The sequence below is a fragment of the Blastococcus sp. SYSU D01042 genome, assembly GCF_054050515.1.
This window is the reverse complement of the sequence record NZ_JBJGZM010000011.1, coordinates 80686-102953: the sequence shown is the minus strand read 5'-3', so window position 1 is coordinate 102953 and position 22268 is coordinate 80686. Positions and strand designations below refer to the sequence as shown.

The 22268-nt window shown below is 76.5% G+C and carries 22 protein-coding genes; 11 read left to right on the top strand and 11 right to left on the bottom strand.

The annotated features are described in order from the left end of the window. Positions 1 to 357: 357 nt before the first annotated feature. The 4 genes from ACI79H_RS17845 to ACI79H_RS17830 are packed head-to-tail and all read left to right on the top strand — an operon-like array spanning position 358 to position 4835. Positions 358 to 1875 carry a DEAD/DEAH box helicase gene (locus tag ACI79H_RS17845; protein ID WP_456555761.1) on the top strand — a complete coding sequence of 506 codons (1518 nt, stop codon included), beginning with the start codon at positions 358 to 360 and terminating at the stop codon, positions 1873 to 1875. 32 nt (positions 1876 to 1907) lie between these two features. Beyond that, complete coding sequence (locus ACI79H_RS17840) at positions 1908 to 3008, top strand: PQQ-binding-like beta-propeller repeat protein (protein WP_456555760.1); 1101 nt, start codon at positions 1908 to 1910, stop codon at positions 3006 to 3008. Between the two features lie 43 nt (positions 3009 to 3051). Continuing rightward, positions 3052 to 3960 (top strand): alpha/beta fold hydrolase, encoded by a 909-nt coding sequence (locus ACI79H_RS17835; RefSeq protein WP_456555759.1) that lies wholly within the window; start codon positions 3052 to 3054, stop codon positions 3958 to 3960. Next, entirely contained in the window at positions 3957 to 4835 is an 879-nt protein-coding gene (locus ACI79H_RS17830) for an oxygenase MpaB family protein (protein WP_456555758.1), read from the top strand. Before ACI79H_RS17835 ends, ACI79H_RS17830 begins: the two co-directional genes overlap by 4 nt. Positions 4836 to 4842: 7 nt before the next feature. Here ACI79H_RS17830 and ACI79H_RS17825 read toward each other — a convergent pair whose 3' ends face one another. The 4 genes from ACI79H_RS17825 to ACI79H_RS17810 form a co-directional block, all read right to left on the bottom strand. Continuing rightward, positions 4843 to 5700: a PHP domain-containing protein gene (locus tag ACI79H_RS17825; protein ID WP_456555757.1), complete on the bottom strand. Its 858-nt coding sequence runs from the start codon at positions 5698 to 5700 to the stop codon at positions 4843 to 4845. Positions 5701 to 5740: 40 nt separating this feature from the next. Beyond that, positions 5741 to 6364, bottom strand: a complete 624-nt coding sequence (locus ACI79H_RS17820; RefSeq protein WP_456555756.1) for a PH domain-containing protein — start codon at positions 6362 to 6364, stop codon at positions 5741 to 5743. A gap of 7 nt (positions 6365 to 6371) precedes the next feature. Next, positions 6372 to 6530 (bottom strand): hypothetical protein, encoded by a 159-nt coding sequence (locus tag ACI79H_RS17815; RefSeq protein ID WP_456555755.1) that lies wholly within the window; start codon positions 6528 to 6530, stop codon positions 6372 to 6374. A gap of 160 nt (positions 6531 to 6690) precedes the next feature. Then, the gene (locus ACI79H_RS17810) at positions 6691 to 7314 is read right to left on the bottom strand and encodes a DUF6758 family protein (RefSeq protein WP_456555754.1); all 624 of its coding nucleotides are present in this window, start codon (positions 7312 to 7314) and stop codon (positions 6691 to 6693) included. 71 nt (positions 7315 to 7385) lie between these two features. Between ACI79H_RS17810 and ACI79H_RS17805 the strand changes: the two genes are divergently transcribed. Beyond that, on the top strand, positions 7386 to 7805 hold the full coding sequence (locus ACI79H_RS17805; protein ID WP_456555753.1) for an NUDIX hydrolase: 420 nt from the start codon (positions 7386 to 7388) through the stop codon (positions 7803 to 7805). A 27-nt stretch (positions 7806 to 7832) separates the two neighbouring features. Here the strand turns inward: ACI79H_RS17805 and ACI79H_RS17800 are convergent, their stop codons facing one another. Together ACI79H_RS17800 and ACI79H_RS17795 are read right to left on the bottom strand one after the other, a co-directional pair. Further along, positions 7833 to 8339, bottom strand: coding sequence for a MaoC family dehydratase (locus ACI79H_RS17800; protein ID WP_456555752.1), 507 nt, complete (start codon positions 8337 to 8339; stop codon positions 7833 to 7835). 180 nt (positions 8340 to 8519) lie between these two features. Then, a complete protein-coding gene (locus tag ACI79H_RS17795) occupies positions 8520 to 8813 on the bottom strand; it encodes a WXG100 family type VII secretion target (protein WP_456555751.1) in 294 nt (97 codons plus the stop codon). Positions 8814 to 8968: 155 nt separating this feature from the next. Here ACI79H_RS17795 and ACI79H_RS17790 point away from each other — a divergent pair, with 155 nt between their 5' ends. Continuing rightward, entirely contained in the window at positions 8969 to 13141 is a 4173-nt protein-coding gene (locus ACI79H_RS17790; RefSeq protein WP_456555750.1) for an FtsK/SpoIIIE domain-containing protein, read from the top strand. A 5-nt stretch (positions 13142 to 13146) separates the two neighbouring features. Here ACI79H_RS17790 and ACI79H_RS17785 read toward each other — a convergent pair whose 3' ends face one another. The 4 genes from ACI79H_RS17785 to ACI79H_RS17770 form a co-directional block, all read right to left on the bottom strand. Next, the gene (locus tag ACI79H_RS17785; protein ID WP_456555749.1) at positions 13147 to 13659 is read right to left on the bottom strand and encodes a DUF6912 family protein; all 513 of its coding nucleotides are present in this window, start codon (positions 13657 to 13659) and stop codon (positions 13147 to 13149) included. Between the two features lie 96 nt (positions 13660 to 13755). Continuing rightward, positions 13756 to 15135 (bottom strand): WS/DGAT/MGAT family O-acyltransferase, encoded by a 1380-nt coding sequence (locus ACI79H_RS17780; RefSeq protein WP_456555748.1) that lies wholly within the window; start codon positions 15133 to 15135, stop codon positions 13756 to 13758. Between the two features lie 70 nt (positions 15136 to 15205). Then, on the bottom strand, positions 15206 to 16501 hold the full coding sequence (locus ACI79H_RS17775) for an AAA family ATPase (protein ID WP_456555747.1): 1296 nt from the start codon (positions 16499 to 16501) through the stop codon (positions 15206 to 15208). Beyond that, positions 16501 to 17226: an SAF domain-containing protein gene (locus ACI79H_RS17770; protein ID WP_456555746.1), complete on the bottom strand. Its 726-nt coding sequence runs from the start codon at positions 17224 to 17226 to the stop codon at positions 16501 to 16503. Before ACI79H_RS17770 ends, ACI79H_RS17775 begins: the two co-directional genes overlap by 1 nt. A gap of 187 nt (positions 17227 to 17413) precedes the next feature. Between ACI79H_RS17770 and ACI79H_RS17765 the strand changes: the two genes are divergently transcribed. Next, positions 17414 to 17680: a helix-turn-helix domain-containing protein gene (locus tag ACI79H_RS17765; RefSeq protein WP_456555745.1), complete on the top strand. Its 267-nt coding sequence runs from the start codon at positions 17414 to 17416 to the stop codon at positions 17678 to 17680. Positions 17681 to 17699: 19 nt separating this feature from the next. Here the strand turns inward: ACI79H_RS17765 and ACI79H_RS17760 are convergent, their stop codons facing one another. Next, positions 17700 to 18269 (bottom strand): hypothetical protein, encoded by a 570-nt coding sequence (locus ACI79H_RS17760; RefSeq protein ID WP_456555744.1) that lies wholly within the window; start codon positions 18267 to 18269, stop codon positions 17700 to 17702. Positions 18270 to 18401: 132 nt separating this feature from the next. Between ACI79H_RS17760 and ACI79H_RS17755 the strand changes: the two genes are divergently transcribed. The 4 genes from ACI79H_RS17755 (at position 18402) to ACI79H_RS17740 (ending at position 22221) form a co-directional block, all read left to right on the top strand. Continuing rightward, on the top strand, positions 18402 to 19007 hold the full coding sequence (locus ACI79H_RS17755; protein ID WP_456555743.1) for a hypothetical protein: 606 nt from the start codon (positions 18402 to 18404) through the stop codon (positions 19005 to 19007). Positions 19008 to 19051: 44 nt separating this feature from the next. Beyond that, the gene (locus tag ACI79H_RS17750) at positions 19052 to 19609 is read left to right on the top strand and encodes an Rv3235 family protein (RefSeq protein WP_456555742.1); all 558 of its coding nucleotides are present in this window, start codon (positions 19052 to 19054) and stop codon (positions 19607 to 19609) included. Positions 19610 to 19681: 72 nt separating this feature from the next. After that, on the top strand, positions 19682 to 20980 hold the full coding sequence (locus ACI79H_RS17745; protein WP_456555741.1) for an acyltransferase family protein: 1299 nt from the start codon (positions 19682 to 19684) through the stop codon (positions 20978 to 20980). Next, on the top strand, positions 20977 to 22221 hold the full coding sequence (locus ACI79H_RS17740) for an acyltransferase family protein (protein WP_456555740.1): 1245 nt from the start codon (positions 20977 to 20979) through the stop codon (positions 22219 to 22221). Before ACI79H_RS17745 ends, ACI79H_RS17740 begins: the two co-directional genes overlap by 4 nt. Positions 22222 to 22268 lie beyond the last annotated feature (47 nt).

Here is a 22268-nt window from a genome sequence, read left to right as displayed (position 1 = left end):
CGGCCCGCTCCGAATCTGTGCGCTGACGACCGTCGGACGACGCCCCTCCCGGGGGCCGTCTCCCGGGCAGGTCCCGCAGGAACGCCCGGTCGTGCTGGCCGCGTCGGCGCTGGAACCGATCCCGCGACAACCGACCCGGGACAGGTCCGACGGCGCGAAGCGCGCCGGGACCTCTCCCCCCGCAGACCAGAGGCGAGACCGCTGACCTCCACCGAGAACACTCCCCCCGCCACCGAGGCGACCGCCCTCGAGCACGCCGAGACCGGCGCTCCCGCTCCCGAGGAGCTCGAGCAGCAGGTCGAGGAGCTGGGCGGCGCACCCGTCGCCACCGACAGCCCGCTGTTCAGCGACTTCGACGTGCACCCCGACATCGTCGCCGCGCTCGCCGAGGCCGGGATCACCCGCACCTTCGCCATCCAGGAGCTCACGCTCCCCTTGGCGCTGTCGGGCAACGACCTCATCGGCCAGGCCCGAACCGGCACCGGCAAGACCCTCGGCTTCGGCGTCCCGATGCTGCAGCGGGTCACCCCGCCGGCCGAGGGCGGCGACGGCGTCCCGCAGGCGCTGGTCGTCGTCCCGACGCGCGAGCTGTGCGTGCAGGTGGCCCGCGACCTCGGCGCCGCCGGCGCCAAGCGCGGCATCCGCGTGCAGGCCATCTACGGCGGGCGCGCGTTCGAGCCGCAGATCGAGTCGCTGCGCGCCGGCGTCGAGGTCGTCGTCGGCACGCCCGGGCGGCTGCTCGACCTGGCCCAGCGGGGCGACCTGATCCTGGGCAAGGTCAAGGCGCTCGTGCTCGACGAGGCCGACGAGATGCTGGACCTGGGCTTCCTGCCCGACATCGAGCGGATCCTGGCGATGGTCCCGGAGAAGCGTCAGACGATGCTGTTCTCGGCCACGATGCCGGGCCCGATCGTCACGCTGTCGCGGACGTTCATGACCCAGCCGACGCACATCCGCGCCCACGGCAACGACGAGGGCTCGACGGTCCCGCAGACCACCCAGTTCATCTACCGGGCGCACAACCTGGACAAGCCCGAGCTGCTCGCCCGCGTCCTGCAGGCCCGCGAGCGCGGCCTGGTCATGGTGTTCTGCCGCACCAAGCGCACCGCGCAGAAGGTGGCCGACGAGCTCGTCGACCGAGGGTTCGCCGCGGCCGCCGTCCACGGCGACCTCGGGCAGGGCGCCCGCGAGCAGGCGCTGCGCGCCTTCCGCAGCGGGAAGGTCGACGTGCTGGTCGCCACCGACGTCGCCGCCCGCGGCATCGACGTCACCGGCGTCAGCCACGTCGTCAACTACCAGTGCCCCGAGGACGAGAAGACCTACGTGCACCGGATCGGCCGCACCGGCCGGGCGGGCAGCACCGGTGTCGCCGTCACGCTGGTCGACTGGGACGACATCCCCCGCTGGCAGCTGATCAACAAGGCGCTGGACCTCGGCTTCGACGACCCGCCGGAGACCTACTCCACCTCGCCGTGGGTCTACACCGACCTCGACGTGCCCGAGGGCGCCAAGGGCCGGCTGCCGCGCTCGCAGCGCACCCGCGAGGGCCTGGAGGCCGAGACCCTCGAGGACCTCGGCGAGACCGGCAAGCGCAACCGGCCGGCCGCCGGTGGCGACCGCGGGTCCCGCGGGCGTTCCGACGCCGAGCGCCCCGCCGGTGGCGAGGGGCCCTCCGGCGGCGGCAAGAGCCGCCCGCGTCGCCGCACCCGCGGCGGTGGCGGTGGCGGTGCCGAGGGCGCGGCGTCGACCGCTCCCGCCGGGGACGCCGCGCCGCAGACCGCGGCCGGTGAGGGGTCCGGCGGCGCACCGCGTCGCCGTCGCCGCCGTCGTGGCGGCGCCGGGCGCGGCGGCGCGGAGCCGGCCGCCGGCGCCTGATGCGGGGGTCGCCGGTCCGCCCGCCCCTGCGGGTGTGGGTCTGGACCGCGGCCACCCTGGCCCTCGTCGTCGTGGCCGCCCTCCTGTGGCGCGGCTCCGACGCGGCGGCCACCGAGAGCACGACCGCAGCACCGGCCGACGCCCTCCCGGGGGCGCCGGCCGGTGCCCTCTCCGAGGCCTGGTCGGCCGACGGCGACCCGTTGCCGGCCGACGTCGTCGAGGAGGGCCGGGTGCTCGTCGGCTCCGACCACGGGGTGCGGACGCTGGACCCGCTGACCGGCGACGAGGCCTGGCACTACACGCGGAGCAACGCCCTGATGTGCGGGCTGACCGTCACCGACGGCGTCGCGGTCGCGGTGTTCCGCACGGCCGGGCGCTGCGACGAGGCGGTCGCGCTCGACGCGGGCACCGGCGTGCGCGCCTGGACGCGCAACCTCGACCTGCGGGGCGACGCCGCGCTGACCTCGACGACCTCGATCGTGCTGGCGAGCAGCCCGACCGGCGTGCTCACCCTCGACCCCCTCGGTAACAACGTGCGCTGGCGGGCCGGGGCGCCCGGGGGGTGCACCTGGCTGTCCGCGGCCGCGGGGAGCGCCGGGGTCGCGGTCCTGCAGCGCTGCGCGGGCGGGGACGTCGTCCAGCTACGGCTCTACGACGGCTTCACCGGCTCCGAGCACTGGACCGTCGACGTGCCGGTGGCGGAGGACGCCGAGCTCGCGCTGCTGGGCGCCGACGCGCTCGTCGGCCTGCGCGTGGACGGCGAGGTGCGGCTCCACGCGCCGGACGGCGGTGCGCTGCGGACCACCCTGGCCGTCCCCGGGGACGACACCGTCCAGCAGACGGCAGCCGCGGGGCTGGTCCTGGTGCGGGTCGGAGGCACGGTCTCGGCCATCGATCCCGTGCCGGGAGCCGTGCGGTGGACCGCCCCGGCCGACGGCCTGCCCGCGGCGGCGCCCGCCGACGTCACCGAGGTGCTCGTCCCGACGGCGCAGGGGTTCGTGCGCCGGGACGCCCGGACCGGCGCCGAGCTCGGTCGCTCGGACGCACCCGGGGTGCCCGGCGGCGGCACGGCGGCGGTCGTCGGCCCCGTCGTCGTCCTCCGGCTGGGCGACGGGGTGCGCGCCTACCGCTGACCCCGCGTGACGGGGGGCGCCGGAGCGCGGCACACTCGGGTCCATGGTCCTGCCCGGCGGTTCCGACGCCCCGTTCCAGCTCGCCATCGCGCCCGACGACCTGCGCCAGCTGGCCGCGCACGACGCCGCCCCGCGCACCTTCGAGGGTGGCGCCGGTCCGCTCGCCGCGCTGGACACCGGCCCGGGCGCCGCGGGGACCGTCCTCATGGTCGCGGGCTACACCGGCAGCAAGGAGGACTTCGCGCCGCTGCTGGCCCCGCTGTCGGCCGCCGGGTACCGGGTCGTGGCCATCGACCAGCGCGGCCAGTACGAGTCCCCCGGCCCCGACGACCCGGCGCGCTACACCGTGGCCGAGCTGGCGGAGGACGTCGTCGCCGTCGCCCGGGTGCTGGCGGAGGAGGCCGGTGGCCCGATCCACCTGCTGGGTCACAGCTTCGGCGGCCTGGTCACGCGGGGTGCCGTCCTCGCCGAACCGGCGCTGTTCCGGTCCTTCACGCTGCTGGGCTCCGGGCCGGCCCAGCTCACCGGCGGGCGCGCCGAGCTGCTCGACCACCTCGGCCCGCTGCTCGAGGCCGGCGGCGTCGAGCTGGTGCACGAGACCATGGAGCAGCTGTCGATGACCGACCCGAAGGCGCAGGCGGTGCCGGCGGAGACACGTGCCTTCTACGCCCGGCGCTTCCTGGCCAACTCCGGCGCCGGGCTGCGCGGCATGGCCGACGCGATGCTCGCCGAGCCCGACCGCGTCGAGGAGCTGAAGGCGGTCGGTCTGCCGGTGCTGGTCGCGCACGGCGAGGCCGACGACGCGTGGATGCCGCACGTGCAGGAGGACATGGCACGGCGGCTGGGCGCCCGCCACGAGGTCATCGAGTTCTCGATCCACTCGCCCGCGGTCGAGAACCCGCCGAGGACGGTGGCCGTCCTCGGCAGCTTCTGGGGGTCGGTGACGGCATGAGCCGCCTGGCGCCGCTCCCCTCCCCCGAGGACTGGAGCGCCGAGGAGGACCGGCTGGGCTTCTTCGGTCCGGACAGCGTCACCTGGCGGGTCCACGGAGATCCCGCGTACCACCTCGGTGCCATGCGGTCGCTGATGATCCAGGCCCTGCACCCGGTCGCCATGGACGGCGTGGCGCGCAACTCCGCCGGGTTCAAGGACGACTGGTGGATGCGGATCACCAGGACCGGCCAGTACATGGAGACCGCCGTCTACGGCACGCGGACCGAGGCCCGCCGGATGGCCGCCCGCGTGCGGGGCTACCACCGCAAGCTGTCGGGGGTCGAGGAGACGACCGGCCGGGCGTACCGCGTCGACGACCCCGACCTGCTGCTCTGGGTGCACAACTGCGCGGTCGACTCGATCCTGTCGACGGCGCGCCGGGCCGGGCTGGCCCTGTCGGACGCGGAGGCCGACCGCTACGTCGAGGAGCAGGTGGCCTTCGCGCACCTCGTCGGCGTGCCCCTGGAGACGGTGCCGAGGTCGGTGGCCGAGATGGACGCCTACTTCGAGGCCATCCGCCCGTCGCTGGCGGCCACCCCGGCCGCCGTGAAGGGTGTGCGCGACCTCTTCCTCCCACCGATGCCCGGGTGGCTGCAGGTGCTGACGCCGGCCCGGCCGGTGTGGGGCTCCCTCGCCGGGCTGTGCTTCGCACTGCTGCCCCCGTGGGCCCGGCGGATGTACTCCCTGCCGGGGTTGGCGCTCACCGACGCCGCGGCGACCACGGGCCTGAAGGCTTTCCGGGCCGGGTTCCTGGCGCTGCCGCCGCGGGCGTACCGGTCACCGATCGTGCGGGCCGGGTTCGAGCGGGTGGCCGTGGAGCGGCTGAGCGCCTGATCCGCCGTCAGTCGCGGTAGGGCGCGGATCCGGTCCCGGCGGCGAGCAGCGCCTCGAACTGGTCGGGGTCGGTGGTGCAGGCGCCGATCGGCGTCGTCTTGTTGGCGCCGTGGTAGTCGCTGGAGCCGGTGACCAGCAGGCCCAGCTCGCCGGCCAGCCCGTGCAGGTGCGCCCGCTCGGCATCGCTGTGGTCGGGGTGGTCCACCTCGAGCCCGAGCAGGCCGGCCTCGACCATGGTGGCGATCGCCTCGTCGTCGACCACCCGGCCGCGCTTGGTGGCCAGGCCGTGCGCGAACACCGGCACGCCGCCGGCCGCGCGGACCAGCGCGATGCCCTGCCGGACGTCGGTGTCGGCCTTGGCCACGTAGTAGGGGCTGCGGTGGTGCAGCAGCGTGGCGAAGGCGGCGTCGACGGACTCGACGACACCGGCCCGCACCAGCGCCCGGGCCACGTGCGGCCGGCCGACCACCCCGCCGGCGGAGGCCTCGACGATCTCCGCCCACACCACAGGGTGGCCGTCGGCGGCGAGCGCCTCGACGATGCGCTCCCCGCGGCTGAGCCGCTCGGCGCGCAGCCGTCCCCGCTCCGCCGACAGCGCCGGCGCGAGCGGGTCGAAGAGGTAGGCCAGCAGGTGCACGCTGATCGGCGGCTGGTCGGCGGGGAAGAAGCGGCAGGAGAGCTCCATGCCGGGCACGACGGTCAGCCCGGCCGGGCGCGCCTCCTGCGCCTCCGCCCAGCCGTCGGTGGTGTCGTGGTCGGTGAGCGCGACGACGTCCAGCCCGGCGGCCCGGGCCGTGCGCACGAGCTCGGCGGGGGTCTCGGTGCCGTCGGACACCGAGGAGTGGGCGTGCAGGTCGATGCGCATCAGCGCCCACCCTGCCGCACCGGGGGCCTGCCGGGCGACCTCACTGCGGCGGCGGGAGCGGCGGGATGGGCTCGGTGTCCCGGCGCACGGCCGGCGCCCTGGGCGGCGGGTCGGGGTTGCCCTCGTCGTCGCCGCCGCTGGCCGCGCCACCCCAGTCGGCGCTGAACAGCAGTCCGCTGACCTCGCGGTAGACCTTCTTGGCGTCCGGCATGAACGTGATGTGCCGCAGCGCCTGGTCCTGGCCGGCGGACTCGAAGCGGAAGCTGCCGTAGCCGAGGATCTGCCCGAAGAACGTCTCCTCCCACGTCAGGTCGGTGATCCGGCGCAGCGGCAGCAGGGTGACGGTGCGGACGATCACGCCCGAGGTCAGCAGCACCCGCCGCCGGGTGACGATGAAGTGCCGCATCCACCACTCGCCGACGCGCAGCGCGTACCAGGCGAGCGCGACGAGCACCACGACCAGCCCCACCGTGCTCGTGGCGGCGTTGTCGGGGTCCAGCAGGAACAGCCAGCCGCCGACGAGCAGCACCGGCAGGAAGCGCAGGGTCGGGCCGATCAGGACGGCCCAGTGCCGCCGCGTCGCGAGGACGACGTCCTCGCCGGGCAGCAGGTACTTGTCGGCGTCCTTGCTGGCACGGCCGGGCAGCACCGGGGACGCGGTCACGGGTTGCTCAGGTGAGCGAGCCGACGAACTCGGAGAGGGACGTCGCGGCGTCGCCGAGGGCGTTGCCGGCGTTGCGGACCATCTCCGCGGAGCCTTCGGGGTCCTGGATGACGTACCAGACCACGAAGGCGACCACGAGCCAGGTGAGGACCTTCTTCAGGTTCACGCACTCTCCGAGGGGCTCGAACGGGCAGGCCGGGAGGAGCGCCGGTCTGCGTGGGAAGACCCGCCTCACGTGCGGCGGACGCGTTCGTCTCATGGGTAACACAGTCACCAGGAGCACCAGTCGCGACGCGCCGACCAAGATCCGAGGCGCGCCGGTCCGGTCAGCTCCCGGGCAGGAGGTGCTCGCTGGGCGGGCCCAGCGGCAGGTCGGGGTAGATGCGTTCCCGCAGGTCCAGGAGCCGCGGCTCCTCGGCGAGCAGCCAGGCGGCGTTCATCGGCCAGGTGACCAGCCACAGCCACACGCCGTACGCCTCCCCCACGAAGGCGGCGCGGTCGTCGCTGGTCGGCACCGCCCACAACGGCGCCCGCTGGCCGGCCGCCTCCACGGCGACCGAGGACGGGCCGGAGATGACGTCGCCGGGGTCCAGGCCGGGCAGCCCGGCGTAGCCGCATCCCACCCCGGTGCCCGGCTCCTCGGCCACGAGGACGAGCTCCGCGGAGCCCCCCAGGGGTGCCGGGCCCGCCGTGTCGACGACGATGGCGCGCGCACCCGGCTCGCCGCCCCACGCCAGGCCGGTGACCGACCAGCCGGGCGGCATCGGGTCGGGCACCCAGGCGGGGACGCGCGCGTCGGCGGTGACCGCGGCGAGGGCGTCGTGCGCCACGACGACGGTGTGGTGCAGCGGGGTGACCGCGCCGTGCACGTGGCACCAGGCCTGCGCCGTGGAGCCGGGACGGACCCTCAGCGGCTCGCCGCAGCGGGGGCAGACCGGCGAGACGCTCATCGGCACAACCGTCCTGTGACCGGCGAGGTTCGTCAAGCACGAGGGTCCGGTCAGCCCGTAGCGTGCCGCTCGTGCCCGAGCTGCCGGTGGTGCCGTGCGTGGGGGCGGTGGTCGTCGACGCCGCCGGCCGGCTGCTGCTGATCCGGCGCGGTCACGCCCCCTCGGCGGGCCTGTGGTCGGTGCCGGGCGGGCGGGTGGAGACGGGCGAGTCCCTGCGTGAGGCCGTGGTGCGGGAGGTGCGCGAGGAGACGGGCCTGACCGTCCGGCCGGGCGGCGTCGTCGGGCGGCTCTCGATCCCCGGGGCCGGCGTCGTCTACGACGTCACCGACTTCGCGTGCGAGCTGGTCGGCCCGCCGGCGGACCCGGTGGCCGGGGACGACGCCGCCGACGTGCTCTTCGCCGACGCCGCCACCCGGGAGCAGCTGGCGTGCACGCCGCGCCTGCTGGAGACGCTGCGGGCGTGGGGCGCGCTGCCGGCCGGCGGTCCCTGACCGGCGGCCGGCGGCGCGCCCGGCGGCTCAGCCGCGGACCGGCTCCGGGCGGCCGGGCTGCTCGCCGCCACGGACGTCGCCGTAGGAGCGCTTGGGGACCATGACCTTGCGGCGGAAGATGCAGACGACGGTGCCGTCCTGCTTGTAGCCGATGGTCTCGACGTGGACGACGCCGCGGTCGTCCTTGGACTTGGACTCGGTCTTGTCGAGGACCGTCGTCTCGCCGTAGATCGTGTCGCCGTGGAAGGTCGGCTTCACGTGCCGCAGCGACTCCACCTCCAGGTTGGCGATGGCCTTGCCCGAGACGTCGGCGACGCTCATGCCGAGCAGCAGCGAGTAGATGTAGTTGCCGACGACGACGTTCTTGCCGAAGTCGGTGGTCTTCTCCGCGTAGTTCACGTCCATGTGCAGCGGGTGGTGGTTCATCGTGATCAGGCAGAAGAGGTGGTCGTCGTACTCGGTGACGGTCTTCCCGGGCCAGTGCTTGTAGACCGCGCCGACCTCGAACTCCTCGTAGTACCGACCGAACTGCATGTGCCTGCTCCCGACCTCGACGCGCGTGCGGGTGCACCGGCCGGCGCGCGGGCGCACCGGGAACCGGTGGCCGACCGCCACCCCGTGTGCCGGTGACCCGTCTGGACGGGTCGTGATCCTACGGAGCACCCGCCCACCTGCACGCCGAGAGCCCCGGACGGGCGACGGGGGGCGTCCCGCTCACAGCAGGGATCCGATGCGGGCGGCCATGTCCGCCTCGTGCTGCTGGTAGGAGCCCGCCACGCTGGTGAGCAGGCCACCCATCCCGTCCAGCGCCTCGGCCAGGTTCTGCGCCGAGCGCCGCCACTGCTCGTAGAGCTCGGTGAAGCGCAGCGCCGCCTGGCTGTCCGTCCAGCCGTCCAGCACCGAGGTGTTGATGCTGCCCGACAGGGTGGCGGTGCGCGCCGTGCTCTCCCCCGCCTCGGCGCGGCACTGGCCCGCCATGGACTGCAGCGTCCCGATGTCGACCTTCACGCAGATCTCCTCCTCCGACCCGGGCCCGTCCCGGTGGCGGCGAACGCTAGGTCCGCGGAGCCGATCGCCGCTCCGCCCGTCCACAACCGCACCCGTCGTCCACAGGTCGGCCGCGAGCCGCCCTCGGGAGATGCGGGACCAGCGACGATGCGCCGGTGACCCGTTCCCCGGCGCCGGCCGAGCGCCCGCCGCGCACCTCGCGGTGCTGGACGCTGCGCGGCGCCCAGGGTGCCGTCGACGTGGAGGTGGTGGGCGCCGACGACGAGCCCGTGGTCGACGTCCTCCCCTGCCTGGTCGACGCGCTGGGCGTCCCCGTCACCGGGCTCTGGGCAGGTGACCAGCCCCTCGACGAGCAGGTGGCGCTCGGGGCGCCCGAGCTGCGCCACGGCGCCGTCCTCGGGGTGGACGGTCCGGCGCGCACCCCCCGGCGGGCCGCGAGCCCCCTCGAGCTGCGGTTCCTGGGTGGACCGGACGCCGGCCGCGTCCTGCCGCTCGACCGCGGGGTGCACGTCGTGGGGCGCGACCGCGGCTGCGGCGTCCGGGTGACCGACGCCGACGTCTCGCGGCGCCACCTCGAGGTCCGGGTCGGCGACGGGGCGGTCGAGGTGCGCGACCTCGGCTCCACGAACGGCAGCGTGCTGGACGACGAGCAGCTCGACGACCGCTTCCGCCGCTGGCCGGACGGGGCCGGGCTCCGGCTGGGTGCCACGACGCTCGCGGTGAGCGGCGCCCACGACCCGCCCGCGGCGCTCGAACCGGCCGGCGGTGGCCGCACCCGGGTCCGGCCTCCGCTCCGCCTGCGCGCGCTGCGGGAAGACGTGGAGGTCGCGCTCCCCCGACCACCCGCCGATCCCCCGCGCCGCCGCCTGGCCTGGGCCGCCGTCCTGCTGCCCGCGGTCGGCGGCGTCCTGCTCGCGGGGTTGCTGCGGACGCCCACCTTCCTGTTCTTCGCGCTGCTGAGCCCGCTCGCGGCGCTCGGGACCTGGGCGTCCGACCGCTGGTCCGGACGGCGGAGCGGGCGCCGCGATGCCGCGGCCTACCAGGCGCAGCTCGCCGCCGCCCACGACGAGCTGGCGGACGCGGTCCGCGCCGACGTCGGTGCCGCCCAGCGGGAGCACCCGGATCCGGCCGCGGTCGTCGCGGCGGTGGCCCGTCGCACCGCCGCGGTGTGGAGCCGACCCGCCGGGGACGGCGAGCCGCTCGTCGTCCGGGTGGGCAGCGGGCCCGGCCCGGTGCGGGTCAGCCGCATCGAGACCGACGGCCGGCGCCAGCGCGAGGTCGCCGAGCGCGTGCCCGTGGTCGTCGACCTGCCGGCCACCGGCGGCCTCGCCGTCCTGGGTCCGCGCGCGCAGGGCCTGGGCGTGCTCCGGGTGGTCCTGGCCCAGCTCGTCGCCCTGCACCCGCCGGACGGTCTGCGACTGCTCCTGCTGACCCGCCCGGACCGGCTCGCCGACTGGCGCTGGACGCGGTGGCTGCCGCACCTCGCGGCCGGCGCCGTGCGCGTGGCAGCGGACCCGGGGGCGGAGCCGGACGTCGGCGAGGAGCTGCGCCGGCAGCTGACCGCCCTGGTCGCCGACCGGTCCCCCGCGGCGGCGGTCGGCCGCACGGTGGTCGTGGTGGACCGGCAGGTGGACGGGCGGACCGCCGCCCTGCTCCGTGCCGCCCGCGGTGCGGGGGTCGTGCTGGTGGGCACCGCGGAACGGGCCGAGGGACCGCCGGTCGCGGTCGACGCCACGCTGACCCTGTCCGGCGAGACCGCGACCTCGGCCGTGCTCGCCCAGGACAGCTCCGCCGACCGCCCCGTCGTGGTCGACCGGCTCGCGGACGATCTGGCCGAGGAGCTGTCGCGCGGCCTGGCCGACCTGGTGCCGGTGGCCTCGGGGGCCGCCCTGCCGGCGGAGGTCCGGCTGCTCGAGCTGCCGGGTCCAGCGCTGCGGCTGGACGGGCGGGACGCGGTCGTGGGGCGCTGGTCCGAGGAGCGGGGCGCGCTGCGGACCGTCCTGGGCCGCTCGGCCGACGGTCCGGTGGAGGTGGACCTGTGCCGGGACGGTCCGCACGTCCTGGTCGCCGGCACGACCGGCTCGGGCAAGTCCGAGCTGCTGCAGTCCCTGGTCGCCGGGCTGGCGCTCGGCCACCCGCCGGAGCGGTGCTCGTTCCTGCTGGTGGACTACAAGGGCGGCGCGGCGTTCGCGGAGACGGCGCGCCTGCCGCACACGGTCGGGATGCTCACCGATCTGGACGGCTCGACCACGGCCCGCGCGCTGAGGTCGCTCACCGCCGAGCTGTCCCGGCGGGAGGCGCTGCTCGCGGAGCACGGGGTGCCCGACCTCGCCGCGCTCCCCGGCGGCGTCGAGCTGGCCCGGCTGGTCATCGTGGTCGACGAGTTCGCCACGCTGGTCGAGGAGCTGCCCGCCTTCGTCCCCGGGCTGGTCGGCATCGCCCAGCGCGGGCGCTCGCTGGGCATCCACCTGGTGCTCGCCACGCAGCGCCCCGGCGGGGTGGTCTCCCCCGAGATCCGGGCCAACTGCACGCTGCGGATCTGCCTGCGCACGACCGACGAGTCCGACTCCCGCGACGTCGTGGGCACCCCGGCCGCGGCCCACCTGCCCGTGCACGCACCCGGCCGCGCCCTCCTGCGCACCGGGAACGGCGCCCCCCGCCTCCTCCAGGTCGCGCGGGTGGCCACGGCCCCCGCGGGCACCGACGGCGGCGTGGTCCTCGGGCGGTGGGCCTGGCCGCACACCGCCTCGACGCAGCGCCCGCGCCCCGGCCGCGGCCCCACGGACCTGGAGCGGGTGGTCGACGCGCTGACGCGCGAGGCGGAGGTCCGCGGGATCCCCGCTCCGCACCGCCCGTGGCAGCCACCGCTACCGGACCGGCTCTCCCCTGACGACCTCGCGGGCCACCGGTCCGCCGCGCCGCGCGACCCGGCGGCCCGGCCGGTCCCGATCGGTCTGGTCGACCACCCCGGCCGGCAGGCACGCGAGCCGCTCGAGCTCGACCTCGCCGCCGGAGGCGGTGTCCTGGCGGTCGGCGGCCCGCGCAGCGGCCGCTCCACGTTCCTGCGCAGCGTGCTGCGCTCCGCGACGTCGCTGCTGGGACCGGCCGAGCTGCACGTCCACGTCATCGAGGCCGGGGGCGGTGGGCTCTGCGCCGAGGCGGCCGCACTCCCCCACACCGGGACCGGCACCGGCGCCGCCGACGTGTTCCGGACGGTGCGGCTGCTCGACCGGCTCGCCCGCGAGGTGGAGGCCCGCCGTGCCGCACCACCGGGGAGCCCGGCGCCCCTGCTGCTCCTGCTGGTGGACGGGGTGGAGCAGGTGAGCACGGTCCTGGACGAGGCCGATCCGGGCCGCGGGTCCGACGCGCTGCTCCGGGTGGTCCGCGAGGGTGCTGCGGTGGGCGTGACGTGCGTGCTCACGGCCGATCGCGCGCTGCCCGGTGGCCGCCTCGGCGCTGCGGCCCGCCTGCGGCTGGTGCTGCCCCTCCCCGACCGCGCCGACTACACCGTCGCCGGGGTGCCGCCCCGAGCCGTCCCGACCCACCGGCCACCCGGACGTGCGCTGCTCGGCGAGGACGCGCTCGAGTGCCAGCTGGTGCTCCCCGGCCCCCCAGCGGCTCCGAGCACCGCCCCGCCGGACCCGGGCGCGCCGGTCCGCATCCGGGTGGTCGACCTCCCCGCCGACCCGGCGCTGCCCGTCGAGGTCGGGCCGGCAGCCGGTCGGCGGCTGGTCGTGGGACCCGGCGGGGACGACGGCGGGCTCCTCGACGTGGACGTCGACCGCAGCGGGGGCCTGCTGGTCGTGGGGCCACCGGGCAGCGGCCGGACGGCGGCGCTGACCTCGTTCGCCCGACGGCTGGCCGCCTCCGGCGCGGAGGTCGCCTGGCTGGTGCCGCCGCACGGCGCGCCGGCACCCGGATCGACCCGGATCGACCCGGCAGACACCGGTGCGCTCGATGCCTGGGTGGGCGGCCTGGCCGGTCGGCGCGGGGTGCTCGTCGCGGACGACCTCGGCCATCCGACGGGGTACGGCGGGTTGTCGGCGCTGCCACCACTGGGGGCCCTCACCGGCCTGGCGCTCCTCGCCGCCGGGGCGCCGGGCCAGCTGACCAGCTACTACCAGGGGCCGGTCGCGGCCCTGCGCCGCGCCCGCACCGGGTTGCTGCTGCGCCCGGGTCCCGCCGACGCCGAGGTGCTCGGCATCCGGCTGCCCCGGTTGCCGCTGCCGGCCCGGGCCGGCAGCGGCTGGCTGGTCACGGACGGGACGGCGCGGCGGGTGCAGGTGGCCCGGGCGGTCCCGGCCGACGCACCGGTGCCGCCGAGGTGACCGGCTCAGAGCAGTTCGAGCACCGCGCCCAGCTCCTGCGAGGCGTACCAGGCCAGCTCGTGCCCCTCGGCCTGGTCGACGACGAACTGCGCGTCCTCGCTGCCCAGGTCGGCCTCCAGCACGACGTTCACCGCCGCCCGGACGTCGTCCTCGGCCTCGCTGCCGTCGACGTGGGCGCTGGCGACGTCGCGCATCCGCACGTCCGCGGTCACGCGCACGGCGCCGCGCTCGACGTGCGGGTCGTCCATCGGGCTGACCTGGTCATCGGGCACGTCCGCGGCCAGGACGACCCGCCGCCGGGGTGCCGTGGGGTCGACGTCGAGCAACCGGAGGCTCGCCCGGGCCGCGGTGAGCAGCGCGGCGTACTCCAGCTCCTCCTGGTCGGCGTCGGCGTCGCTGCGCTCGTAGAACTCGCGCAGCTGCGGCGTGACGGCGAAGGCGGTGTGCGGGCCGGAGAGCCGGCCCTCGTCCACCAGCGTCCGCAGCACGGTCGTGGTGGCCGGCAGGTACACGCGCACCCGGGGTGCCTCCTGTAGTCGGTGGAGGTCGACGGTATCCCGGACGGCGCGCCGCCCGGCGCGGCGGGCGGCGCGCACCGGCCCCCGGGAAGGCGGTCAGCGGGACGTCGCCACCAGCTGCTCCACCTGCTGCTCGATCAGGTCGGCGAGCACGTCGACGTCGCCGACGCTGTCCCGGTCGGCGTTGAGGCCGAAGAACACCGTGCCGTGGTAGCTGGTCATCCCGATCGACAGGCCCTGCCCCCGCGCCAGCGGGACCACCGGGAAGACCTCGAGCATCTGCCCGCCGGCCGCGTACAGCGGCACCTGCGGCCCGGGCACGTTGGTGACCACCAGGTTGAACAGCCGGCGGGACAGCCCCCGGGCGGCGCGCGCGCCGAGCGCGTGCAGGGTCGGTGGGGCGAAGCCGGTGAGGGCGATGAGGCTCTCGGCGGTCGCCGAGCGACCCGGGCTGCCGACACCGCGCATCGCGTAGCCGATGCGCGCCATCCGGACGCGGGGGTTCGGCTCGCCCACCGGCAGGTCCACGAGGTGGGAGGTGAGCCGGTTGCCCGAGCCCGCCTCGTCGTCCTGGAGCGACACGGGCACCAGCGCCCGGACGGCTGTCCCGCCCACGACGGGCTCGCCGCGGGTGAGCAGCCACTCACCCAGCGCCCCGGAGACCACGGTCAGCAGCACGTCGTTGACCGTGCCGCCGTGCACCGTCCGCACCCGGCGCAGGTCGTCGAGCCGGGCCCGGGCCACCGCGACCCGGCGCTGCCGCCCGACCGGCGCGTTGAGGGGGCTGTGCGGCGCCGGCAGCACGGTCGAGCGCACCGCCCGGAGGAGCCCGCCGGCCACACCCCCGACGCGCCCGGCGGTCGAGCGGAGGTCGGCCGCCGCAGCCCGCGCGGCACCGACCACCGAGGACGGGCGCCGCACGTACTCGTCCACCGCCTGCAGGACCAGCTCGGCCCCGCTCGGCGCGCGGGTGGGCTGCCAGTCGACCGGCTCGGGTGCCGGCGCCTCGGGGTCGACGTCGAGCAGCACCTGCCCGATGTCGATCGCGCTGAGCCCGTCGACCAGCGCCGGGTGCGTCTTGGTCATGACCGCCACCCGGTCCCCGCTGAGCCCCTCGATCAGGTACGCCTCCCACAGCGGGCGGTTCCGGTCCAGCGGCCGGGACGCCAGCCGCGAGACCAGGTCGAGCAGCTGCGCCTCGCTGCCCGGGCGCGGGAGCCCGGACCGCCGCAGGTGGTAGCCGAGGTCGAAGTCCTGGTCGTCCACCCACACGGGGTCGGCCAGGTGGCCCGGCACCTCGACCACCCGCTGGCGGTACCGGGGCACCAACGGCAGGCGGGCGGCGACGAGCGACGCCAGCGCGTCCAGGCCCCCGGGCGGTGTCTCCAGCACCAGCACGCCGCCGACGTGCATGGGGGTGGTGGCCTCCTCCAGGTACAGGAACGAGGCCTCGAGCGGGCCCAGCCGCTCCACCATGGGACTCCTCGGGGTTCGGGGGCGGGTGCTCACGCTACGACGGGGTGCCGGTGTTCCGACACTCCGGCGATCAGCCCGCCCGGCCGGCGATGCGCAGGCCGCGCCGGCGCGCTGCCGGGACCGGCACCTCCGCGAGCGCCGCGGCCATGCCGCGGAGCCCCGAGCGCAGGGCGCTGCCGGGAGCCACCTCGGCCAGGGTCAGTCCCGCGCCGAGCGCGGCGTCCGTGGCCCGGCGGTCGGCGGGCAGGAAGTACGAGACCTGCCGGCCGGCGAAGCGGTCCAGGGCCGCGGCGATCTCGCGTTCCGGGTCGCCCGGGACCGGACCACGCCGGACCTGGTTGACCACCAGCACCGGGTCGACAGCGGGCAGCACGTCGCGCAGTTCGTCGAGTGCCCGGACACTGCGCTGCAGGGCGACCGGATCCGCACCGCTGACGCAGAGCACCGTGTCGGCGGCCTCCAGCACGGCCAGCGTCGCCCCGTTGCGCCGCGGGGCGGCGGTGTCGAAGGACAGCTCCTCGTCGTCCTCGAGGTTGAAGGCGCAGTCGACGACGGTCAGCCCGGCCAGGCGCCGGGCCTCCTCCAGCACCGTCGTCACCGCGCGCGGGCGCAGTTCCGGCCAGCGGTCCGCCCGGGCGGGACCGGTGAGCACGCGCAGCCCCGGCCGCACCGCCCAGGCCAGCGCGATCAACGCCGCCTGGTCCAGGGTGCCGGCGCTCGCCTGCCGCGCGGCGCCCGCCAGCCCCGGTGAGTCGTCCAGCAGCCCGAGCACCTGGGCCACCACGCCGCCGTAGACGTCGGCGTCGACCAGCAGGCTGGAGACGCCCAACCGGGATGCCTCGTCCGCGAGGCCGACCGCGACCGTCGTGCGGCCGGGCGCCCCGGTCGGCCCCCACACGGCGACCAGCCGGCCCCGCCCCGACGGTTGCTCCACGTCCTCGGGCGGCACACCCAGCGCCGGCAGGGCCGCTCGGGGGTCGGCGACGTCCCGCGACGCTGCCGGAGCGCCCGCCACCGCCTCGCGCAGCGCGCGGGCGATCACCCCCGCGTCGGCGTCTGCCGGCAGGACGTGCAGCACCCCCAGCTGCCGCAGCCGCTCAGCGGCGCGGTCGTCGCCCGGCTCGACCAGGCCGACGACCGCCACGCCGGCCGCGGTGAGCCGGGCCACCGCGTCCCCGTCGAGCCGGCGGAGCTCGGCGGACAGCAGCGCCGCCTGGCCCGTGCCGGTGGCCGCGGCGGCCAGCAGGTCGGAGACGTCCACGCACCGGCGGACGACCACCACGCCGTGGTCGGCGCCGTCCAGCGCACCGACCAGCGCCGACTCCCACGCCGCCCCGGTGACCGCGGTCAGCACCTGGACCGGCATCAGCCGGTCGGCCCGGCCGCTGCGGGCACCTGCCCCGCGCGAGCCGGGCTCGTCTCCACGGACCCGTGGACGACTACCACGAGCGGGCGACCCCCGATCGCGGCGAGCACCCCCGCCGCCTCGTCCGCGACCACCTGCACGACCACCTGGACGGTGGTCGTGGGTGTCGACAGCACCCCCTCGGTGCGGCCCGACAGCGCCTGGACCGGCGCGCGGAGGACCACCGGGGTCACGCTCCCACCGGTCGTCGCCGTGGCGCCCACGGTCGGGTCGGCCACCGCGTAGACGTCGACGAAGCCCCCGCGCCGCAGCCCCGGCGGCACGAAGCCGGCCTGCACGGGCAGCGCCACCTGCACCAGCTCGGCCGGCTCCTCCAGCACGGAGCTCGGCACCAGCTCACCCGACCGCACGGCGCGCGCGAGCGTGCGGCCCGCCGGGCGGGTCGACGCGGACAGGTAGGCGTCGGCCGTCCCGTCGAGGCGCACGTCGACGGCGACCAGGTCGTCCGCCGCCAGCTCCGTCCCGGCGGCGAGGTCCGCGGACGCCGCCCACACCGGCACCGTGGCGTCCGCGGAACCGACCACGCGCGCGCCCAGCAGGACCGAGCCGAGGACGAGCAGGACCCCCAGCAGCAGCCGGAGGTCCAGCCAGCGCGGCGGGCGGATCCGTCGCGGCACCGGGCCGGTGGGGGCGGTGGGCGACGGAGCAGGACGCACGGCGGTCACGACGGTTCCCTCTCCTGCACGTCGGCACCCGTCACGGCGGTTCGGGCGCTGGTGACGGCGTTCGGGTGCAGATGATGCGTCACGGGGCGGTTCGCCCGCTGCCGTCATCCACACGTTCGGGTGTGGACGCCCGCTCCGGGTCACCGGTGCGGCTGACAGACTGGCGCCACCGGATGGAGAGGACCCCATGCCCACGCCCCGCTTCCTGACGCTGGACGACGTCGCCGAGATCCTCAACGTCTCCTGGTCGCAGGCCTACGCCCTCGTCCGGCGCAAGGAGCTCCTCGCCATCCAGATCGGCGGGCGCGGCCAGTGGCGGGTCGAGGTCGACGAGCTGGAGCGGTTCATCCAGCAGAAGTACGCCGAGGCCCGCGCCGGCACGGTGCCGCCCGCGGAGGAGGGCCGGCCGGTCGAACCGGCCGACGCGGACAGCAGTGGAGCCGCGCCCGCCTGACCCCTGAGCGGACCTCCGCTCAGCCCGGCCCGGGCAGCAGCGTCCGGACCGCCACCACCGCGTCGATGACGACCGTGCGCACCCCCTGCACGGCATCCGCGCGCCGCGGCTCGTCGGCGGCGTGCTCCGCCAGCTCCACGTGGTCCGATCCCACCCGGTCGATCGTCCCGTGCAGCCGGGTGCCCTCGTCCAGGACGACCTGCACCGCGGCGCGGTCGCGCGCCAGGCCGCGCAGCGCCCGCCGGAGGTCGAGCCGGGCGCGTACCGGGCCGCCGTCCTGCGCCGGTGCCGTGCGGCGGCCGAGCCCGGTGACGGCGAGCACCGCGGGCAGCGCCACGAGGCACTCGCGGCCCTGGTCGTCGACGAGGAGCAGCCAGTCGCTGCCCACGTCGACCAGGGTGCCCGGTACCGCGCCGGCACCGCGGCACAGCAGGACGACGGGGAAGCCGAGCGCGCCGGCCAGGCGGTCGCGGAACCGCAGGGCGCCGACCTCGTGCCTCGACCGCGACGACACCTCCCCCCGGTCCGCCGCCTCCCGCTCGGCCTCGAAGCGCGCCTCGAGATCGGCGAACAGCTGCTGCCAGCGCATGACCCACCTCCGTCCACAGCCTAGATGCACGTTTTCACTTGCGTTTGCTTTTATTTGCTTGTTCTGATGATCGAGAGCGTGAAGGAGGTGAGTCCGTTGTCCGTACGCCGCCTGGGAACGACGACCGCGGTCATGGCTGCCGTCGCCGTGGCGCTGTCGTGGCTGACGCCCCCGCTCCCCGAGCTGACCGGCTCCGTCCTCGGCGCCCAGCGCACGGCGGACACGGCCGGCGCGGAGGCCCTGCTGCTCGCTGCCGCCGGGCTGCTGGCCTGGGCGGTCTGGGCCTGGGGCGTCCTGGGCCTGCTGCTCACGGCCGGGTCTGCACTGCCCGGTGCGCTCGGTTCCGCGACGGGTGTGCTCAGCCGCGTGGTCCTGCCCGCCGGCGCCCGCCGCGGCGCCGCCCTGGCGCTCGGGCTCGGTCTCGCGGTGGCGGCCCCGGCCGCCGCGGCGCCGCTGCCCGCACCCGTCCCCGACTGGCCGCTGACCGCCCCAGCGGCCGGCGCGCTCCCCGACTGGCCCGTGGCGCCGGTCCTGCCGGTCGCAGGGGACCACGTCGTCGTCCGCGGCGACCGCCTCTGGGACATCGCCGCCGCGGACCTCTCCACCCGGCTCGGCCGGTCCCCGACACCGGCCGAGACCGTGGGCGCGACGCACGCGTGGTGGGCCGTGAACGCGGCGGTCATCGGCTCCGATCCCGACCTGCTGCTACCCGGCCAGGTGCTCCGCCCGCCGCCGTGAGGCCCATCCGTCCCCGCCCGCCCCGTCCCGGAGGTCCCGCGACCGTGCCCGCCCAGCCGTCCCCGCCGCCCGCCCCCGCCCCGCCGGCGGCCCGCCCGCCGCTGCGCCTGGTCCGCGTGCGCACGCCCCAGCCGCCGTTGCAGGACGAGCGGCTGCCCGTCCGCCTGCTGTTCCCGGGCGTCGCGGTCCCCCGCCCGCCGCACCGGCCCGGACCGCGCCCGCGGTCGGCCGCCGTCGCCCGCCCGGACGACGAGTTCGGCCCGACCTGGACCCTCCGCGCGGAGCTGCCGGCCGCCGGCGAGGCCGGCCGCCGGCTCGTGACGCTGGCGCTCGAGGTCCTCGCCGGGCGCCGCCCGCCCGTCCAGCTCCAGCCGCACACGTCGCCGAGGGTGTTCGCGGCCCTGACCGGCGGCCGCCGGCCGCGCTGGTGCGCGGAGGGCACCGCACCGCTGCTCGTCGGGCCGGTGCGGGTGTGCGAGCCGGTGGACGGCGTCGCCGAGGTCAGCGCGGTCGCGCACCGGGCCGGGCGCGCCCACGCGGTCGCCGCGCGGCTCGAGGGCATCGACGGCCGCTGGCGGTGCACCGCGCTCCAGATCGGCTGAACCGTGCCCGCCCCGATTGACCGGTGTGCTCCGCCGTGATTACGTCCCCGGCCACGGGCGGACGGAGGACTCATGACGGCATCTGCCGTGCTCGACGGGGGGCCGGCGGCGGCGCAGGAGCGCGCGTTCCCGGCGCTCGACGGGATGCGGATCATCGCGGCGGTCGCCGTCGTCGTCAGCCACACCGCGTCGGCGACCGGAGCCAGCTTCGCTCCTGACTACGGAGCGAGCGTGCTCAGCCACCTGTCGGTCGGCGTCGCGATCTTCTTCGTCCTCTCCGGCTTCCTGCTCTTCCGGCCGTTCCCGCTGGCCGCCACCCGGGGGCTCCCGCCCCCCGGCGCGGGCGCCTACCTGTGGCGGCGGGCGCTGCGGATCCTGCCGGCGTACTGGGTCACGGTTGCCGCGGCCATGCTCCTCATCCCGGAGAACGCCGACACGGCAGCAGGCACCCTGCTGCGCTACTTGACGCTCACGCAGATCTACGACGACGACGGCTTCACCACCGCGTACGGCCTGGACCAGATGTGGAGCCTGTCCACGGAGGTCTCCTTCTACGCCGTCCTCCCGCTGCTGGCCGCCGGTCTCGTGTGGCTGTCGCGCGCCCGGCCGGACCGCCCCTGGCCCGCACTGCTCGTCCTCCTCGGGCTGACCGTCGCCGGGTCGGTCTTCCTGTACGGCGCGATGCTCTGGCCGGTGGACTTCCTCCCCACCAACGTCTGGCTCCCGTCCCTCATCGGGTGGTTCGCGGGCGGGATGGCTCTCGCGCTGCTGACCGTCGCCGACCCCGACTGGGCGCCGGTCCGCGCGGCGCGCGCGCTGGGCGGCCAGCTGTGGCTGTGCTGGTTCGGCGCGGTGGCCCTGTACGCGGTCGCGTGCACCCCCCTCGGCGGTCCGCACGACTACTTCACCCCGTCGACCCCGGCGCAGATGGTCATCCGCAACCTGATGCACATGGGCGTCGCGATGCTCCTCGTCCTCCCCCTGGTGCTGGGGCACGAGCGCGGTGGACCGGTGCGCCGGGCGCTGTCGGGCAGGACCGGCAACCGCCTGGGCGAGATCTCCTACGGCGTGTTCCTCGTGCACATGCCGCTGCTCTTCGGCCTGTACACCTGGCTCGACCTCCCGGCCACAAGCGGCGGTCTCATCCCGGTCACGGTGCTCGTCCTGGGGGCCAGCGTCACGATCGCGGCGGGGATGTACCTCGCCGTCGAACGGCCGCTGCGCCGCCTCCGGACGCTGGTCCCCGACCGGTCCCGGGCCGGCGCTCCCGCGCCCGGGCGCCATCAGGCACCCGCCGCCACGTCCCTCGCGACCGCGACCGCGCCCGCGGTCGCCGTCCCGCAGCACGCGACCGGAAGGCCGACGCCGTGACCGCCTCAGCCCTGCCCGTCGGCGGGCCGGCCGCGGCCCAGGGGCGGCCGTTCCCGGCGCTGGACGGCTTGTGCTTCCTGGCTACCACCGCCCTCGTCGTGTGCCACGTCGCGTTCATCACCGGCACGAGCTCGTCCGACACCGGCATCGGGGCCAGCGCGCTGGCCCACCTCGAGGTCGGCGTCGCGGTGTTCTTCGTGCTCTCCGGCTTTCTGGCCTTCCGCCCCTTCGCGCTGGCCGCCGTCCGGGGCGGGCCGGCGCCCGACGCGCGCGCCTACCTGTGGCGGTGGGCCCTGCGGATCCTGCCGACCTACTGGATCACGGTCATCGCCGCGGTCCTCTTCCTCCCCGTCAACGAGGGCACCGACGCCGGCATGCTGCTGCAGCACCTCGCGCTGGTGCAGGTCTACGGCGACGAGGGGACGATCGGCGGGCTGGACCCCATGTGGATCCTGTGCGCGGCGGTCGCCTTTCTCGCCGTCCTGCCGCTGCTGGCCCATGGGCTGGCGCTGCTGTCGCGCGGCCGGTCGGGCCGGCCGTGGCCGGCGATGCTCGCCCTGGTGGGGCTGGCGATCGCCGGCCCGACGTACCTCTACGTCGCCAAGGAATGGCCATGGGGCTTCCACCCGACCCAGCTCTGGCTCCCCGCCTTCGCCGGCTGGTTCGCCGGCGGCATGGCGCTGGCGCTGCTGACCGTCGCCGACCGCGACTGGGCGCCGGTCCGCGCCGCGCGCGCCCTGGGCCGCCCCCTGCTCGTGTGCTGGGCCGCCGCGGCCGCCCTGTACTGGGTGGCCTGCACCCCGATCACCGGGCCGTACACCTTCGAGCAGCCGACGCCCGGCGAGTCCGTCGCCCGCAACCTCCTCTACATGGGCACAGCGGTCCTGGTCGTGCTGCCGCTGGTACTGGGGCAGGAGCGCGGGGGCCTGGTGCGCCGGGCGCTGTCCGGCCCGACGGCCCACCGGCTCGGCGAGGTCTCCTACGGGGTCTTCCTCGTGCACATGCCGCTGCTCACCGGCTTCTACGCGTGGCTGGAGATCCCGGTCCTGACCGGCCCGCCGATCGCGGTGTTCGCGATCGTGTGGGGGGCCAGCGTCGCGATCGCGGCGGGCCTCTACCTCTTCGTCGAGCGGCCGCTGCGCCGATTCCGCTCCCTCGTCCCCGACCACCGCCGGACACCAGGGGTCGAACCGGCCCCGGCCCCTGTCGCCGGTGACCTGGCGGTCGAGCCGACGAGGTGAACCCGGGCGCCGGCCGGCGGCATCGCCGACCGGCCGGCACCCGCCGT